This is a genomic window from Streptomyces sp. NPDC056061 (assembly GCF_042266885.1).
Taxonomy (GTDB): domain Bacteria; phylum Actinomycetota; class Actinomycetes; order Streptomycetales; family Streptomycetaceae; genus Streptomyces.
This window is the reverse complement of the sequence record NZ_JBHJWQ010000017.1, coordinates 119,975-135,076: the sequence shown is the minus strand read 5'-3', so window position 1 is coordinate 135,076 and position 15,102 is coordinate 119,975. Positions and strand designations below refer to the sequence as shown.

Sequence of the window (15,102 nt, the reverse complement as noted above, 5' to 3'; positions counted from 1 at the left end):
TGTCAGACCCTCCCCCTAGCGTTTTTCCCGTGGCCGTCACAGCGAGTGCGGCCCATCGAGGGGAGAGGTCTGTGTACCGACAGGGCGATGTACTGATCATGCCGCTGGAGACGTCGGCGGTGCCCGCGCATCTCGTCGAGGCGCCGGGGGAGCCCCGGGACGGCCGGGGGCGCATGGTCCTCGCGCTGGGGGAGGTCACCGGTCACGCCCATGCGGTCCAGGGGCCGGGCCGGCTGATGCGCGAGGCGGGTCCCTTCGGGCCGATGCTGCTGCACCTTCCCGAGGGCGGGCGAGTGGTGCACGAGGAACACGCGGCGATACCGCTGTCGAAGGGCTGGTACCGCGTGGTGCGGCAGCGGGAGTACGCGCCCGGCGCGGTCCGCATCGTCGCCGACTGACGAGAACATCCCGCGGTGCGCGAGCCCCGCGGCGCGGCACACGAGAAGACCGAACAGCGAATCAGGGGATGGGGCAGAACGATGCAGTACGTGGACTCATGGCGGCGGGTGGCGGCGGCGACGGGCGCGGCGGACCGGGACGCGGCCGAGGAGGGACTGCGGCTCGCCTACCGGCGTGCGGGGCTCGCGGAGCCCGAGCGGATCGTCTGGGTCGAATCGCCCAGGGCCGCGGTGGAGACCGTCGAGAAGCTCGTCGACGCCGGCCGCTCGGTGCGGGACGAGGTACGGACCCGGCCCTGGGCGCAGGAACGGCGCCGGATGTACGACGAGTTGGGCCCGGCCGGCTGGGCCGCACTGTGGTCGGCCACGGGTGCCCAGCTCTGGGAGACCACGGCGGCGCTCGCCGAGCGGATCAGGTCCGGCGTGGTCGCCGACCTCGCGAAGCGCCCCGAGGACGAGTCGGCTGTCCGACTCGTCCTGCTCGACGCCGTGCTGGGTCAGCACGACGCGGCCTGGCTCGCCGCGTTCGACGGCCGGGGCGACCGGCTGGACGGCCTCGCCGAGGTGGCCAGGAACGCGGGCTGGTGGTGGCCCTACGAGCGCGTGGTGGTGGTCAGTGAGCGCCCGGAGGCACTCCACCGGGACGAGGCGGGCCGGCTTGACCGCGGGGACGGCCCGGCGCTTGCCTACCGCGACGGGTTCTCCCTCTACGCCTGGCGCGGCATGCCCGTGCCCGCCGAGTTCCTGGAGGACCTGAACGCCTTGACCCCGCGGCGCATACGCGAGGAGGAGAACGCCGAACTCCGCCGTGTGATGCTGGAGTTCTACGGGTACGACCGCTACCTCTCCGAATCGGGCGCCGAGCCGGTCCACCGGGACGAGACGGGGATACTCTGGCGCATCGCGCTCGACGGCGACGAGGACGTCGTGATGGTCGAGGTGGTCAATTCCACCCCGGAGCCCGATGGGACCCACCGCACGTACTGGCTCAGGGTGCCGCCGAGCACGCGGACGGCGAAGGCGGGCGTGGCGTGGACCTTCGGACTCGACGGGGACGCGTACGCACCCGTGCGCCAGACCTGACGTGCCCGGCCCGGTGGACACGGGCGGTGCGCCGCACCGGCCGGACTCCGCTCCCGCCGCCGCACCGCACCGGCGGGGCGGCGGGAGCGGGGTCCGGAGGAACCGCGGACACGGGTGCCCGTGTCCGGGGCCGGTAGGGCGGCCCCGATGTCCGGTCGTCGAGCGATGGCGGAGACAACGGGCGTCGGTGCCGTCGTGTTCCGCGCCCCGCCCGGGGGATCGGCCGAACGGCTCGCCGTCACCCCCGGCGCGGTTGCCGCCGCATCAGCGGTCGGAGACCGGACTGCGCCGGTCCTCGGCCACGGGCCGGTCCACGTCGCACCTGTCCTTGAAACCCTGGCTGGTGAGGCCGAGGGCGGAATTGGTGCGGGAACGCATGTTCTCCACCGAGATCATGGTGGTGAGCTCGACGAGCGCCGCCTCACCGAGCGAGGTCCGCAGGCGCTCCACGAGTTCGTCCCCGACCTCGGGCGGTGTGACGGTCATCGCCTCCGCGTACGCCAGGACGTCACGCTCCAGTGATGTGTACACATCACTCTCGTGCCAGACCGGCACCTCCCGCAACTTGCGTGGATCCATGCCATGACGGTGGTTCTCCCAGTGGCCGAAGTCGATGCACCAACTGCAGCCGACCGTGGCCGCCGCGCCCATCACGGCGAGCGCCTTGAGCTGCGGGTCCAGCTTCTTCCAGCGGCCCAGCGCCAGTTCGAATCGGGCCCCGGCCCACAACACCCCGGTGTGGTGGGCGGTGGCCCGCAGCGGATCGATGACCTTGCCGAACGCGCGGTTCGAGTACCACGACACGGCGCGGAAGAGGAGGGTGCGGGGCGCGTCGAGCGAGATGCGTGCGGTCATGACCGGTCTCCTTCGGTTACGGCTCGGTTCCCGTCCGGCAGTGTTGCGGACACCGTCGGACGGCTGCGTTCACGGGTGTGACGGGCGGGGACGGCCCGGATGTGACATGGGAGGGCGGCCGGACGCGGAATCCTGCACGGGGCACGGGCGTTGGACCGGGCATGACGGAAAACGACGCACGGCACGACGCGCTGCTCCGACTGCTCGGCGAGGAGAACGGCGGTGTGCTCGTCACGCTCAGGCGGGACGGCAGGCCCCAGCTCTCCAACGTCAGCCACTTCTACTACCCCGACGAGCGGATCGTCCGTGTCTCGATCACCGAGGACCGGGTGAAGACGAAGAACCTGCGTCGGGACCCGCGGGCCACCTACCACGTCACCAGCGCGGACCGCTGGGCGTGGACGGCCGTGGACGGCACGGCCGAACTCTCCCCGGTCGCGGCCGATCCGCACGATGCGACGGTGGAGGAGCTGATCGCGCTCCACCGCGACGTCCGGGGCGAGCACCCCGACTGGGGCGACTACCGCGCCACGATGGTCCGGGACCGCCGCATCGTGCTCCGACTGCACATCGATCGCGTGTACGGGCAGCCGCGTGGCTGACGGCGCACCGACCGGGCCTCAGCCACTCGGCCGTTCCGCGCTCGCGCCGTCCGGCCCCCAGCCCATAATGAGACGACACCGACTCCCTCAGGAGATGCTGTGACCGGCGCCGCCCCCTTGCCTCCGCTCCGCACCCGGCTGCGATCGCTGCGCCCCGCCGCATTCGGCGCCGATCCGGCCGGTGCCCGCATGGAGCGCATCCGTCGCTCGCCGCACTTCTCCGACGGTGTCTTCCAGAACCCCGTGGGGGCGCGGACCAGGCCCTCCGGGTCGGCCCTGGAGTTCGCGAAGACCTATTTCCGCAAGGAGGATCGCGCGCTCAGGGCGCCGGTCGGCACCGTCCCCGTTCACGCCACCACGTACGCCGATCTCGCGAAGCCGCCCGCGTCCGGACTGCGGCTCACCTGGATGGGCCATTCCAGCGTGCTCGCCGAGATCGACGGCCGACGGGTGCTCTTCGACCCGGTGTGGGGCGAGCGCTGTTCGCCCTTCGCCTTCGCCGGGCCCAAGCGGCTGCACCCGGTGCCCCTGCCGCTGGCAGCGCTCGGCCCCGTCGATGCGGTGGTCATCTCCCACGACCACTACGACCACCTGGACCTGCCGACGATCCGGGCCCTGGCGGGTACGGGCACGGTGTTCGCCGTCCCGCTCGGCGTCGGCGCCCATCTGGAGCGCTGGGGTGTGTCCGCCCACCGGATGCGCGAGCTCGACTGGCACGAGACCACAGAGATCGCCGGGATCCGGCTGACCGCGACCCCGGCCCGGCACTTCTGCGGTCGTGGTCTGCGCAATCAGCAGCACACGCTCTGGGCGTCCTGGGTCGTCGCGGGGCCCGAGCACCGGATCTACCACAGCGGTGACACCGGATATTTCCCGGGCTTCGAGGACATCGGCGCGGCACACGGTCCCTTCGACGCGACCATGATCCAGGTCGGTGCGTACTCCCAGCACTGGCCCAAGGGCCGCACGGAGCCCACACCGCTCCCGGGAGCCTGGCCGGACATCCACATGACACCCGCCGAAGGCGTCGAAGCCCACCTCGACCTCCAGGGACGCAAGCCCCACGGCGTTCTGCTGCCGATCCATTGGGGCACCTTCAACCTGGCCTTCCACGCGTGGGCGGAGCCGGGCGAATGGACGGTGGACGCCGCCGCGGACGCGGGGCAGCCGGTGGCGGTTCCCCGGCCCGGCGAGCCCTTCGAGCCCGCCGGTATCCTCCCCACCGATCCCTGGTGGCGCCCGGTGGCCCCGCCGATCGCCCGCCCCTGGCGCCGCCCGGAGGCGACGGCCGCCGTGTCCGACGCGGTGTCCCGCGGCGATCTCGATCTGGCGCGGGAGCGTTGACGGCGAGTCGTACGACTCCGTCCGGGCGGGACGGACGCCGTTCGGCGAGATGACGGGCCGGCGCGCTTGAGCCACGCGGTGGGGCGGGCCGACGGCCCGCCCCACCGCTCGTCCGGCTCGCCTCGTGGGACCGGGAGGCCGGAGCGCGGTCCGCCCGAGGCCCTTCCGCGGTCCCGTCCCCTGCGGTCCGGGCCCGGACACGGAACCGGCTGCGGTTCCGCGGCCCGGCGGACCGTTCCTCCTCGACCCGGCTGTCGAACCGTCAGCTGCTCCTTCGACGCACACCGACGCATCGGGCCGTCCCATGGTCAGGGGTTCGCCCCCGTAGCCCGTTCGGGTGTCCACCGGCCCGGTGGCCCGCAAGAATTAATCGAGCCTGCGTGCGATGCCTCATACCGGAGTGGGACGGTTGGCGGGCAAGTTCGACAACTGCCCGTCGCGCATACGTGAGTGACGACTACCGTGTGTGTCCGGTGATCAACGGTGGGCTCCTCAGTCGAGCCCTTCCGGTGATGAACCGCGTCTGACCGACCACCGTAGGCGCCACCACATGGGCGCCGATTCCTGGTGCCCCACGTACCGAGGACACTGATGTCTCAACTTCGCGCCCCCGACGCGCGACCGGAACGCCGAGAGGGCGGACGGCACGGCCGTCCGGGAACCCGGTCGCATTCGGGCCCGGCGAGGCCACGTGCCGCCCACCCGCCCACCGAGGCGCGCATACGACCCCAGATGCTGCGCAGCGCGGTGCTGCCGGCCGTCGCCGTGGCGCTGTGCGGTGCCGCGGCGGTCATCTGCACGGTCCGTTCCACCGGAGCCGGGCCGTCCACCGAACTGTGGATCGTGCTCGGCGGGGCCGGCGGGCTGGCGCTCGCCGCCGTACTCGCCGCGTACCTCGCCGCCAACCGGGTAGCCACCACCGTCTTCGGCCGCTGTCTGGCGCTGCGCCGGACCAGCGCCCAGGGCCAGGCGGAACTGCGCCGGGTGGTGGACCACCTCCGCCGGGGCGAGACGGTGCCGGCACGGAGGGCCGCGCAGCCCACCGCCCCCGGCAGCGATCCGTTCGAACTGCTCGCGCAGGAGATGGGCCGCCACCAACACGCCGCCGTCGTCGCCGTCGTGGAGGCGTCGCAGCTCTCGGACCACACCGGGGAGGAACAGCGGGTCGAGGTCTTCGTCAACCTCGCCCGGCGGCTGCAATCACTCGTGCATCGCGAGATCCAGCTGCTCGACGAGCTGGAGCACGAGGTCGAGGACCCCGATCTGCTCAAGGGCCTCTTCCACGTCGATCACCTCGCCACCCGCATCCGCAGGCACGCGGAGAACCTCGCCGTGCTGGGCGGGGCCGTCTCCAGGCGGCAGTGGAGCAACCCGGTCACCATGACCGAGGTCCTGCGCTCGGCGATCGCCGAGGTCGAGCAGTACCCGAGGGTCAAGCTCGTCCCACCGATCGACGGCACCCTGCGCGGGCACGCCGTCGCCGATGTGATCCACCTGCTGGCCGAACTGGTGGAGAACGCCACAGTCTTCTCCGCCCCGCACACCCAGGTACTGCTCCGTGCCCAGCAGGTCACCGCCGGTCTGGCCCTGGAGGTCGAGGACCGCGGGCTCGGCATGCCGGGCGACGAGCAGCAGCGGATGAACGCCCTCCTCGCCGATCCCGACCAGGTCAATGTGGCCCGCCTCCTCCAGGACGGCCGGATCGGCCTGTTCGTCGTCGCGTCGCTGGCCCGTCGGCACGGCATCGCGGTCCGCCTGCAGAGCAACATCTACGGGGGTACACAGGCCGTACTCGTCCTCCCGCAGAACCTGTTGGGCGCGGACGAGGACGCCCCGGCCGGCGGTGAAGCGATCCCGGTGTCGCCACCCGGCCCCGCGCACCGCGCCCCGGCCGGCCACGACGCCGACGCCCACCACCGGCCGCAACAGGGGCCCGGCCGGAGCCACGGCCCGAACCCCGTCGCCGGGCTCGCCCCCGGCCCCACGGACTCGCGGCCGGGCGCGAATCGACAGCCGTACGTCCCGAGTCAGCCGCTGGGCACACATCAGTCGCCCCAGCAACAGGGGCCCCAGGGCGAAGCTCCTCCGCTTCCCCTGCGCACCGCGCACCCGGGCCGCCCCGCCCAGGCCCAACCCCACCCCGGGCCCCGGCACGCGGACGACCGGGGCTCCGGGGCCGGGCACGGCACCGGGGACCGGCCCCGGCTTCCCCGGCGTGCCCATCAGGAACACCTCGCTCCTCAGCTCAGGGAAGCACCGGTTCCGCGCACGGAGGACGAGTACGCCCTGCACGATCCCGGTCTCATGGCGGCCTTCCGGCGCGGCATCGATCTCGCCGAGGCGCGCAACGAGTCCGAGGCGGACGGCGGCGCGGACCAGGGCCGCGACGGGACGGGCACACCGGCCTGGCAGGCCCGGACGCCGCCCGCACCGCTGCCGGTGCGGGGCCGGACGGCGCCCCCCACCCAGCACCGCGCCGTCCCGGAGCCGGGCACGTCCCCCGCCCCGGCCGCCGATCCCCTCGAAGCGAACATCCCCAAGGAGTAGATGCCCCATGGCGACCGATATGCCGTCCGGTCAGGTCTCGGACCTCGACTGGTTGCTGAGCGGACTGGTCCAGCGTGTTCCGTACACACGGAGCGCAGTTCTCCTCTCCGCCGACGGACTGGTGAAATCTCTTCACGGCATGGACGCCGACAGCGCCGATCACATGGCCGCGCTCGCCGCCGGTCTGTACTCGCTCGGCCGCAGCGCCGGCGCGCGCTTCGGCGACAACGGCGACGTGCGTCAGGTGGTGGTCGAGCTGGACTCGACACTGCTGTTCGTCTCCACCGCCGGATCCGGCACCTGTCTCGCCGTTCTCGCCGGTCGCGAGGCGGACGCCGCGGTGCTGGGCTACGAGATGACCATGCTGGTCAAGAGCGTCCGTCCGTATCTGATGACCCCGGTCCGACAGTCGGCGGGGGCACCGGGCACCACGGGGCTGTGAGGGTGGCGCTTTCGCAGGACGGGCCGTTGCTCGACGACGCGGCCGGCCGGCTCATCCGCCCGTACACCGTGAGCAACGGCCGCACCCGCCCGACGGCCGTGCTCGATCTGCTCTCCCTGGTGATGGCCACGGGGGCCGAACCGCAGGCCGCTCTCGGCCCCGAGCACTCCGTCGCCCTGGGGCTGTGCGGCGGACCCACCTCGGTTGCCGAGATCGCCGCGCATCTGCGACTGCCCGCCGTCGTCACCAAGGTACTCGTCTCCGACCTGGTGGACTGCGGGGCAGTCACCGCACATCCGCCCGCCTTCCACGACATGCCCACCGACCGATCCCTGCTGGAGGCAGTGCTCGATGGCTTACGACGACAGCTCTGACGGCTTCGGCAGCTCCGCCGCGTACGAGAACAGCGCAGGCCCCGAAGGCCACGGACTCTTCGGAAGCCACGGAATCCAGGAAGCCCGCTGTCTGGGCGAGGGCTTCGGGAGCCACGGAATCCCGGAGGGCCCCGGGGTCGCCGGAATCCATGACGTCCCCCCGAGCACCGTCCGTCCGCAAGGGTACGAAGGACCCGGCCACCTCCACGATCCCGCCGGAGCCCCAGGATTCGACGGGTCCTACGGCCCCGGTGGGCCCGAAGGGTTTCCCGTCGCGCTCAAGGTGCTGGTGGCGGGCGGGTTCGGTGTCGGCAAGACGACCTTCGTCGGCGCGGTCAGCGAGATCGCACCACTCAGCACGGAAGAGCTGCTGACCCAGATCAGCGCCGCGACCGACAGTCTCGACGGCGTCGAATCCAAGACGTCCACCACCGTGGCCATGGACTTCGGCCGGATCACCCTCGACGAGCAGCATGTGCTCTACCTGTTCGGCACACCCGGTCAGGAGCGGTTCTGGTTCATGTGGGACGAGCTCTCGCAGGGAGCGCTGGGAGCCGTCGTGCTCGCGGACACCAGACGGCTCGCCGAGTGCTTCGCCGCCGTCGACTTCTTCGAACGCCGCGGCATCGGATTCGTCGTCGCGGTGAACGAGTTCGACGGGGCCCACCGCTATGCCCCCGAGGAGGTGCGGGCCGCACTGGATCTGGGGCCGGACGTGCCGGTCGTGCTGTGCGACGCCCGGATCGCCAGTTCCGGCACGGGAACGCTGGTCACACTGGTCCAACACCTGATCAACGCCACCTCCGCCCCGGCCCCGTTGACCGGATTCGGAGCCCGTCCGTGACTCGGCACGCCGCCGACCGGCTCCTGCTCACCCCCGTCGACCGGGACGCCGTCGTCCGTACCCGGCGACTGCGGACGCTGGACCTCGGGGAACGCGCCGATGCCTCGTTCGACAACTTCGACGCGTTCGCCGACCGGGTGGCCGAGGTCACCGATGTGCCCTTCTCGATGGTCAACTTCATTGACGGGAACCGGCAGTTCTTCGCCGGACTGCACACCCCGAACGGCGCGCAGAAAGGGTCCGACCTGGGCGCCGCCGCGGCGGGCAGCAGCCGGGCCGGCCGGTACGTGGCCCTGGACCGGGGCTACTGCCCGCATGTCGTCGTGCGCCGCAAGGCGCTCGTCCTGGAGGACGTCTGCGACTACCCGCGGTTCGCCGGCAACCCCGTGGTCGACGACATAGGAATCCGCTCCTACCTCGGCGCACCGCTCATCGACCGCACGGGTGTGGCGCTGGGAGCCGTCTGCGCCGTCGACACGGTGCCCCGCACCTGGGGCAGGGCCGGGCTGGACACGATCAAGTCCCTGGCACGGGAACTCGTCGGTCACATCGATCAGCGGGAGGGCAACGGCACCGGGCACTGACCGGACGGCCCGGTGGCCGCACGGTTGCAGGAGCGACACCACGAAGCCTCGCGCCCCGACGGCCCTTCGACCACGACTGCCCTCAGACCTCGACCGTCGTACCGTCCAGGAACGTCAGGACCACCGAGTCCGCAGCCACATGCACCCGCACCGCGTCGCGCAGCGCCTCCGGGTGCACGGCGTCCCGGGAGAGGGCGACCAGCGAGACGTGAATGCTGTGCCCTCCCGGGTGCGGTCGGCTGCGCAGGTACGGGACGGCGGAGTGCGGGCCGAAGGCGTTGGACTGGACATCTCGTGCCACGTCGGCCCCGTCGCCGCGCCCGTCCCAGCCGTGCAGCGCGACCAGCGCGCTGGTCAGGCCGTCCGCCGTGCGGGCGAGCGCCCAGTCGGGCCCCGACCGGGCGAACGGGCTCCGCGCATGGGCGACCGCGTGACCCCCCTCCCGCACCACCGCCCCCGCAGGCGCTTCGACCCGGTGCACCCGGACCTCCCACGGGCCGTGCAGCACGCTCGTCGTCTCGATCCGGTACGCCCGGTCGTCGCCGGGCAGTTTCGCCGCGTACCAGGAGGCGGCCACGCGGTCCTCGCAGCGCAGCGGATGGATGCGCCGGCGCGGCGACGGGGTGCCGTCCGGTGCCACGAGAGCCAGATGTCCGTCGAGGGAGCGGGACACGGCGTGCGGGGCTGCCTCGGGCGCGGTCGCCGTCGAGTAGGCGAACTTCGCGTAGTGCGGGTCGTGCGTGCCCTCCGACGGGTCGGCGGTGTCGTCGCAGGGCGGATTGTGGTCGCTGCCGTGGTTGATCAGCCGCACGATGCCGTCGTCCCGGGTGCCGTGCAACAGCCAGCCGGGTGCGGGGAGCGCCGTGTACTGGTCGGACTCCTCGACGGGCAGCGGGAGTTCGCGTGCGGTCCACACCGGGTGGTCGGCGGGCAGCAGCAGCCCGAGGAATCCCTTGCTCGCCCAGTACGGCGACGCGGGACCGGAGTAGGGCTGGGTGGTCGGCAGGAACGTGTCGTACCAGCCGAGGGTGAGCAGACCGCGCTCGTCCGGCACCCCGCGCTCCACGAAGTGCCGCAGCGTGCCCGAGGCGAGGCGGCGGGTGAGCCCCGGCGCGAGCGGGGTGCAGTCCGCGAGCGCCCCCATCCACACCGGCGCAAGTGCGGCGAACCGGTACGCCAGCGAGCGGCCCTGGTGGACGGGGGCGCCGTCGGCGCCGAAGAAGTGCGGGTAGTCCTTCAGGAAGCGGCTCAGCCGCTCACGGTGGACGGCTGTGCGGCCCCCGTCGTCCGCGCCCGCGATCCGCGACCACAGCAACGGGTACAGGTGCATCGCCCAGCCGATGTAGTAGTCGAAGTTCCGGCCGTCCCCGTCGGTGTACCAGCCGTCCCCGACGTACCAGTCCTCGATCCTGTCCAGGTTGTTCTCGATGTCGGCCCGGCTGTACGGGGCGCCGACCGAGGCGAGGAACTGCTCGGACACCACCTGGAAGAGCCGCCAGTTGTTGTCCCAGGTGCGGCCGCCGACGAACCCGGAGAACCAGTCGACGACCCGCTCCTGCACCCGTGCGTCCAGCCGGTCCCAGATCCACGGACGCGTCTCGTGCAGTGCCACCGCGACCGATGCCGCCTCCACCATCTGCTGGGAGCAGTCGGTCAGCCTCGGCCAGGCCTCCGGGCTGTCCGGGTCGGTGCCCGCCGCCAGGCCCGCCGCGTACCGATCGACGAGTGCCGGATCGACCGCCCCGCCCGCGCCCGCGATGCGGAAGGCGGCGAGCAGGAACGACCGGGCGTACCCTTCGAGCCCGTCCGAGACGACCCCCGACCAGCTGCCACGGCCGGGCAACCGGTACTGGGCGAAGCCGGGGGTCGCGTACGGCACCAGCGCGTCCAGCATCCGGTCGGCCGTCGCCTCCCAGTGGGCCCTGGTCCAGCCGGTGCGGGACGACAGGAGCCGGTCGGTCGGGGGCAGGTGCAGATGCGGGGCGACGGACATGGTGGTGCTGCTCCTCGGAACGGGAAGGGAAGGGAAGGGAAGGGAACGCGAGCGGGGGAGAACGGGGGCCTGGGCGGGGCCGGGCCGGGCGGCTACCGGACGAGTTCCGCCCGGTGGGTGTGACCGCGGGAGCCGCCGACGGCGACGGTGAGTACGGTCCGGCGGCCCGGTACGACGCCCACCGTGCCGTCCGCCTCCGCCACCGACCGGACGCGGAAGGGAAGTTCGACCGAGAGTGTGTCCAACGTCCGGCCGGGGTCGGAGACCGCGACGGAGATCCGTGCGCCTCGGCGCCGGACGAGAACGGAGGCGGGTCCGGAGGAGGCGATACCGGCTGTGTGCCCGGCCTGCCAGAAGTTCACCGCGGTCAGACCCGCGCGGCGGACGTCCACGGCCTGCGCGGTGGCGTCGTTGGCGACGATGCGGACCGGCCGGGAACGCGACCACGCCGAGGTCGCCGCGGCCGAGGCGCCGGGCAACAGCACATAGGCGTACCCGGCGTCGGTGGGGGAGGTGCCGTGGCCGATCCGGAGCGTGAGGTAGCGCCGGGCGACGGGGCCGGTGCTGCCGCCCGTGTCCGCACCGGTGTTGATGGCCCGCCAGGTGCCGGTGCGCTGCTCGCGCACGGCGTGCAGCGCGGCGCCCTCGGGGAAGACGTAGCCGCCGACCCCGTCGAGATGCGCCCATCGGGCCCGTGCGAAGTCCTGGGACCAGCCCTGTTCGAGGGGGCGCGGGAGGCCGTCGACGGTCAGCCGGTGCCGGCCGTCCGCGCCGAGGTTGCGGTTCTCGACGACGGTCTCCACCTCGTGCCCGTCGCTCGCGGTGATGCCCGCGCCGAGGGCCACCACCGCGTCGTCGAGCAGGAACCACGACTTTCTGGCCCTCAGCGTGGTGTCCGGGGCACCGATCAGCTCCATGGCGGCGGCCGTGTACCGGTCGTCCAGCACCGCCCCGCCCGCGACGGCGTTCGCCGGGCGGTGGGTGGAGGTGCCGGCGCCCGTTCCGAGGTCGGTCCGCGGCCGGGTGTCCACCGTGGTGCCGGGCAGCCGGTACGGATCGACGGTGGGCCAGAAGCCGTCGTTGAACTGCCCGAGGTCGTCTCCGGAGTACAGGTACATCATGCCGTCGCCGGTGTACCAGCCGTGCAGGTTCTCGCCGTTGCCCGCCTCGTACGCGGAGATCCGTCTCGACGACAGCGACAGCGCACAGGCCCAGCCGGGTCGGCGGTGCACGACCCGGTCCATGTCGGCGAAGACGAAACTTCCGGTGCTGCGCGGTTGTGCGGTCACCGAGGAGTCGTTCAGTACGGCCTTGGCCAGGGCGAGTTGGGGAATCGTGGCGAGGGCGGCGAACGGGGTGGTGCGGTTGCGGGTGAGCCATCCCTTGACCAGGGACCGCCAGCGGTCCGCGTGCTCGGCGGGTGCGCCGGACGCGAGCAGCAGGATGGCGCCGACTGCCGTCGCGCCGTCGCGGTGGTCACCGGCGCGCTCCCGGGAGACGGCCCGGCCGCGCACGGAGTCCATCATCAGCCCGTCGAAGACCACCGGTGCGAAGGTCCGCCCCACCGCCTCGTACATCACCGAGACCTGCGGATCGGTGACCGCCCACGCGGAGCCCGCGAGCAGCGCCAGCAGGTAGGCGGTGCCGCCCAGCAGGACGACGCCGTACGAGCCCGTGTAGGCGACCACCTCGTGCTGGACGAAGGAACCGTCCTGGTAGAAGCCGTCGCCCGAAGTCACGTACCGGAAGAGGCTGCTGCGGCCGGAATCGCGGACGTCCGAGAGCGCGTCGCGGGCCGAGGCGAGTGCGGCGGAGTCCCGGCCCAGCAGCCCGCGCAGCGCCACGACGACGGCCTTGTCGGTGCGGTTGGCACCGGTCTCGGCGAGGGTGGGGGAGTTGGTGCGGCGGTCCGCGTCGGGACAGAACCGGGCGACGACCGCCAGGTAGTCCGCCAGATCTGCCGCCGGGAGCCGGTCGCGCAGGATGACGCAGCAGTCCATCAGGGCACGCGGGGCGCCGATCTCCCAGAACCACCAGTTGCCGGTCTCCTGGCGGGCCGGGTTGTACGCGACGTCGTGGGTGAGACGCAGCGCGGCGACCAGGGCGTCCGCCACGTTTCGGTTCCCGGCGAGGGAGGTGCCCTCGGTCGCCCAGGCTGTCGCCAGGGTGCGCAGCCGGGTGTAGCTCTGACCGAAGTTGCCCGGGTCGGTGAGCGGGGTGAGGTCGGGCCAGAGCGCGGTCCGGCCGGTGCTCCGGTCGAGCGTGTCCCAGAGCCCCGCGGCAGTGGTGTCCAGGGCGGTCACGGCGGCGGTGAAGTCGGGGTCGGCCGGGTCGAATCCACGGCCGGTGAGCAGTGTTTCGGCCCGTTGGAGCAGGGCGTCGAAGTCCGTGCCCGTCGACGTCCCGATGGGCGCGGCTGTCACGGTGTCGGCACGCGCCGGGCCGACACCGGCCCCGAAGGCCGTCGCGGCCGTGACGGCCGTGGCCCCGCCCGCCGCGATGAGGGTTCTTCTGCTGAGGTGCATGATGGCTCCCGGTTCGCCGCGGTCAGTCGGTCAGCGTCGACGGGTCGACAGGCGGCTCGGGCAGGTTGAGCGCCGCCAGTTCGGCCCTCCCGGCGGCGTCGATCGGGAACGCCCAGGTATGGATGAAGAAGTCCGTGAGGTCGTGGCCGGCCACACGGCTGGAGTACGTGGCGAGGGCCCGGTACCGCTTGGCGTCCTCCGTGTACGAGGACTGCGGGTTCTCCTCGCGCACCAGCCTGTGCAGCCGGGGCCAGAAGTCGTCGCCGAAGGCCAGCTCCAGCTGGCGCAGCGGGACGAGCTTCTCGTAGGCGCCGAAGGACTTCTCGTACGTCAGCCCGGCGGTGCCGAACTTCTGCCGCGCGGTCTGGAAGGCGGTGAGACCGGTCGTCGGGTCGACGGTGAGGAGGTTGGACGGCTGCCCGAGGGTGCGCTGCGCGGCGAGTGAGTAGATGTTGACCGTGACCTCGGTCATCCCGGCCGGCTTGTAGGCGAACTGCTGATGCAGGTGCCCGAGTTCGTGATAGAGCCCCCAGCCCCGGGTGCGCAGCCCCTCCACGGTCGTCGCGCGGTCGAGATAGGCCCGCGGGAAGCCGTTGTAGCCGTGGGTCGCGTACGCGCCGACACCGGAGGGGACCTTGCTGACCTCCGTGAAGTGATACGGGCCCGCCTTGCGCCGGTGCACCGGCCGGGAACCGTCGAGGCCGCTGATCCGGGCATGGGAGTCGATGATCGTCTCCACGAGTTCGAGCAGTGCGGCGTGATCCTCGTCGCGGTACAGCAGCGCGCCCTCGCGGGTGAGCGTCATGATCGTGTTCGGAGCGTGCAGTTCGACGTACGGCGATGCCGTGAGCGTGTCCAGCTGCCGCTGGTAGTCGGCCTCCGTGGTGCGGCCCAGGGCGAAGACCGGCATGGCGACCGCTCCGGAACGGACCAGTACCCCGGCCCGTTCACCCCGGCCCGTCAGGGTGAGGTGGACCGGACCGCCGTGCGGGTCCGTCACGGTGTTCGCCCCCGCGGTCAGCGGGTAGGAACGGGGCTCGGTGATGTCGCCGTAGTAGTCCCAGGCGCCGATCCAGAGGGTGGGCAGCACACCGTCGTGCGGCTGGACGGTGAGGGAGAGAGCGGTGCCGGGCGGGACGTACAGGCCGGTGGCCCGGAACTCCGAGCCCCGCAGTGCCTGCCCGAGCCGCAGCCGTTCGGCCTCGGCGGCGGGGCGGGCCGTCAGCGCGATTCTGACCGGGGGGCCGCCGTGCGGACCGGCGGAGGCGTGTGCCGTCGCCGCCCGGGCGGTGCCGCTGCCCAGGGTGAGCGCCGCCCCCGCGGCCGCGGTGAGGGCGAGCACCGAACGTCGGCCGACGGGGGAGCCGGGCGAGTCCGTGCCGGACGTGGCGGATGCGTCGGCGGACGACGCGAAGGAGGTGCTGGGGACGGAGGAACCGGCGGGGTCTGTGGGCATGCGCATGCGGAACTCTCCCTGCGGAAACGAATGAGGGGCGAAGGCGTGCGGATCG

General features: G+C 72.5%; 13 protein-coding genes. 9 read left to right on the top strand and 4 right to left on the bottom strand.

Annotated features, from left to right (window positions below):
• Positions 1-71: 71 nt before the first annotated feature.
• Together ACFC79_RS23605 and ACFC79_RS23600 are read left to right on the top strand one after the other, a co-directional pair.
• Positions 72-398 (top strand): hypothetical protein, encoded by a 327-nt coding sequence (locus tag ACFC79_RS23605; RefSeq protein ID WP_376243124.1) that lies wholly within the window; start codon positions 72-74, stop codon positions 396-398.
• Positions 399-479: 81 nt separating this feature from the next.
• Entirely contained in the window at positions 480-1,481 is a 1,002-nt protein-coding gene (locus tag ACFC79_RS23600; RefSeq protein ID WP_376243263.1) for a DUF6745 domain-containing protein, read from the top strand.
• 264 nt (positions 1,482-1,745) lie between these two features.
• Here the strand turns inward: ACFC79_RS23600 and ACFC79_RS23595 are convergent, their stop codons facing one another.
• Complete coding sequence (locus ACFC79_RS23595) at positions 1,746-2,336, bottom strand: carboxymuconolactone decarboxylase family protein (protein WP_376243123.1); 591 nt, start codon at positions 2,334-2,336, stop codon at positions 1,746-1,748.
• 161 nt (positions 2,337-2,497) lie between these two features.
• Here ACFC79_RS23595 and ACFC79_RS23590 point away from each other — a divergent pair, with 161 nt between their 5' ends.
• From ACFC79_RS23590 to ACFC79_RS23560, 7 genes are all read left to right on the top strand, one after another.
• Entirely contained in the window at positions 2,498-2,938 is a 441-nt protein-coding gene (locus ACFC79_RS23590; RefSeq protein ID WP_376243121.1) for a PPOX class F420-dependent oxidoreductase, read from the top strand.
• Positions 2,939-3,037: 99 nt separating this feature from the next.
• The gene (locus tag ACFC79_RS23585) at positions 3,038-4,282 is read left to right on the top strand and encodes an MBL fold metallo-hydrolase (protein ID WP_376243119.1); all 1,245 of its coding nucleotides are present in this window, start codon (positions 3,038-3,040) and stop codon (positions 4,280-4,282) included.
• 591 nt (positions 4,283-4,873) lie between these two features.
• Complete coding sequence (locus ACFC79_RS23580) at positions 4,874-6,829, top strand: ATP-binding protein (protein ID WP_376243117.1); 1,956 nt, start codon at positions 4,874-4,876, stop codon at positions 6,827-6,829.
• A gap of 7 nt (positions 6,830-6,836) precedes the next feature.
• Positions 6,837-7,271: a roadblock/LC7 domain-containing protein gene (locus ACFC79_RS23575; RefSeq protein WP_376243115.1), complete on the top strand. Its 435-nt coding sequence runs from the start codon at positions 6,837-6,839 to the stop codon at positions 7,269-7,271.
• Positions 7,272-7,273: 2 nt separating this feature from the next.
• Positions 7,274-7,645 carry a DUF742 domain-containing protein gene (locus tag ACFC79_RS23570; protein ID WP_376243113.1) on the top strand — a complete coding sequence of 124 codons (372 nt, stop codon included), beginning with the start codon at positions 7,274-7,276 and terminating at the stop codon, positions 7,643-7,645.
• Between the two features lie 283 nt (positions 7,646-7,928).
• The gene (locus tag ACFC79_RS23565; protein ID WP_376243260.1) at positions 7,929-8,489 is read left to right on the top strand and encodes an ATP/GTP-binding protein; all 561 of its coding nucleotides are present in this window, start codon (positions 7,929-7,931) and stop codon (positions 8,487-8,489) included.
• Entirely contained in the window at positions 8,486-9,073 is a 588-nt protein-coding gene (locus ACFC79_RS23560; protein WP_376243111.1) for a GAF domain-containing protein, read from the top strand. The genes ACFC79_RS23565 and ACFC79_RS23560 overlap by 4 nt, the downstream gene beginning before the upstream one ends.
• 82 nt (positions 9,074-9,155) lie before the next feature.
• Here ACFC79_RS23560 and ACFC79_RS23555 read toward each other — a convergent pair whose 3' ends face one another.
• From ACFC79_RS23555 to ACFC79_RS23545, 3 genes are all read right to left on the bottom strand, one after another.
• The gene (locus ACFC79_RS23555) at positions 9,156-11,066 is read right to left on the bottom strand and encodes a DUF2264 domain-containing protein (RefSeq protein WP_376243109.1); all 1,911 of its coding nucleotides are present in this window, start codon (positions 11,064-11,066) and stop codon (positions 9,156-9,158) included.
• A gap of 92 nt (positions 11,067-11,158) precedes the next feature.
• Positions 11,159-13,591, bottom strand: a complete 2,433-nt coding sequence (locus ACFC79_RS23550; RefSeq protein WP_376243107.1) for a polysaccharide lyase 8 family protein — start codon at positions 13,589-13,591, stop codon at positions 11,159-11,161.
• Positions 13,592-13,613: 22 nt separating this feature from the next.
• Positions 13,614-15,053, bottom strand: a complete 1,440-nt coding sequence (locus ACFC79_RS23545) for a M60 family metallopeptidase (protein WP_376243105.1) — start codon at positions 15,051-15,053, stop codon at positions 13,614-13,616.
• Positions 15,054-15,102 lie beyond the last annotated feature (49 nt).

What these genes read in the sequence shown, in the direction of transcription:
- ACFC79_RS23600 (WP_376243263.1), top strand. Translation starts at nt 480, where the DNA reads ATGCAGTACGTGGACTCATGGCGGCGGGTGGCGGCGGCGACGGGCGCG.
- ACFC79_RS23595 (WP_376243123.1), bottom strand. Translation starts at nt 2,336, where the DNA reads ATGACCGCACGCATCTCGCTCGACGCGCCCCGCACCCTCCTCTTCCGC.
- ACFC79_RS23590 (WP_376243121.1), top strand. Translation starts at nt 2,498, where the DNA reads ATGACGGAAAACGACGCACGGCACGACGCGCTGCTCCGACTGCTCGGC.
- ACFC79_RS23580 (WP_376243117.1), top strand. Translation starts at nt 4,874, where the DNA reads ATGTCTCAACTTCGCGCCCCCGACGCGCGACCGGAACGCCGAGAGGGC.
- ACFC79_RS23575 (WP_376243115.1), top strand. Translation starts at nt 6,837, where the DNA reads ATGGCGACCGATATGCCGTCCGGTCAGGTCTCGGACCTCGACTGGTTG.
- ACFC79_RS23555 (WP_376243109.1), bottom strand. Translation starts at nt 11,066, where the DNA reads ATGTCCGTCGCCCCGCATCTGCACCTGCCCCCGACCGACCGGCTCCTG.
- ACFC79_RS23550 (WP_376243107.1), bottom strand. Translation starts at nt 13,591, where the DNA reads ATGCACCTCAGCAGAAGAACCCTCATCGCGGCGGGCGGGGCCACGGCC.
- ACFC79_RS23545 (WP_376243105.1), bottom strand. Translation starts at nt 15,053, where the DNA reads ATGCGCATGCCCACAGACCCCGCCGGTTCCTCCGTCCCCAGCACCTCC.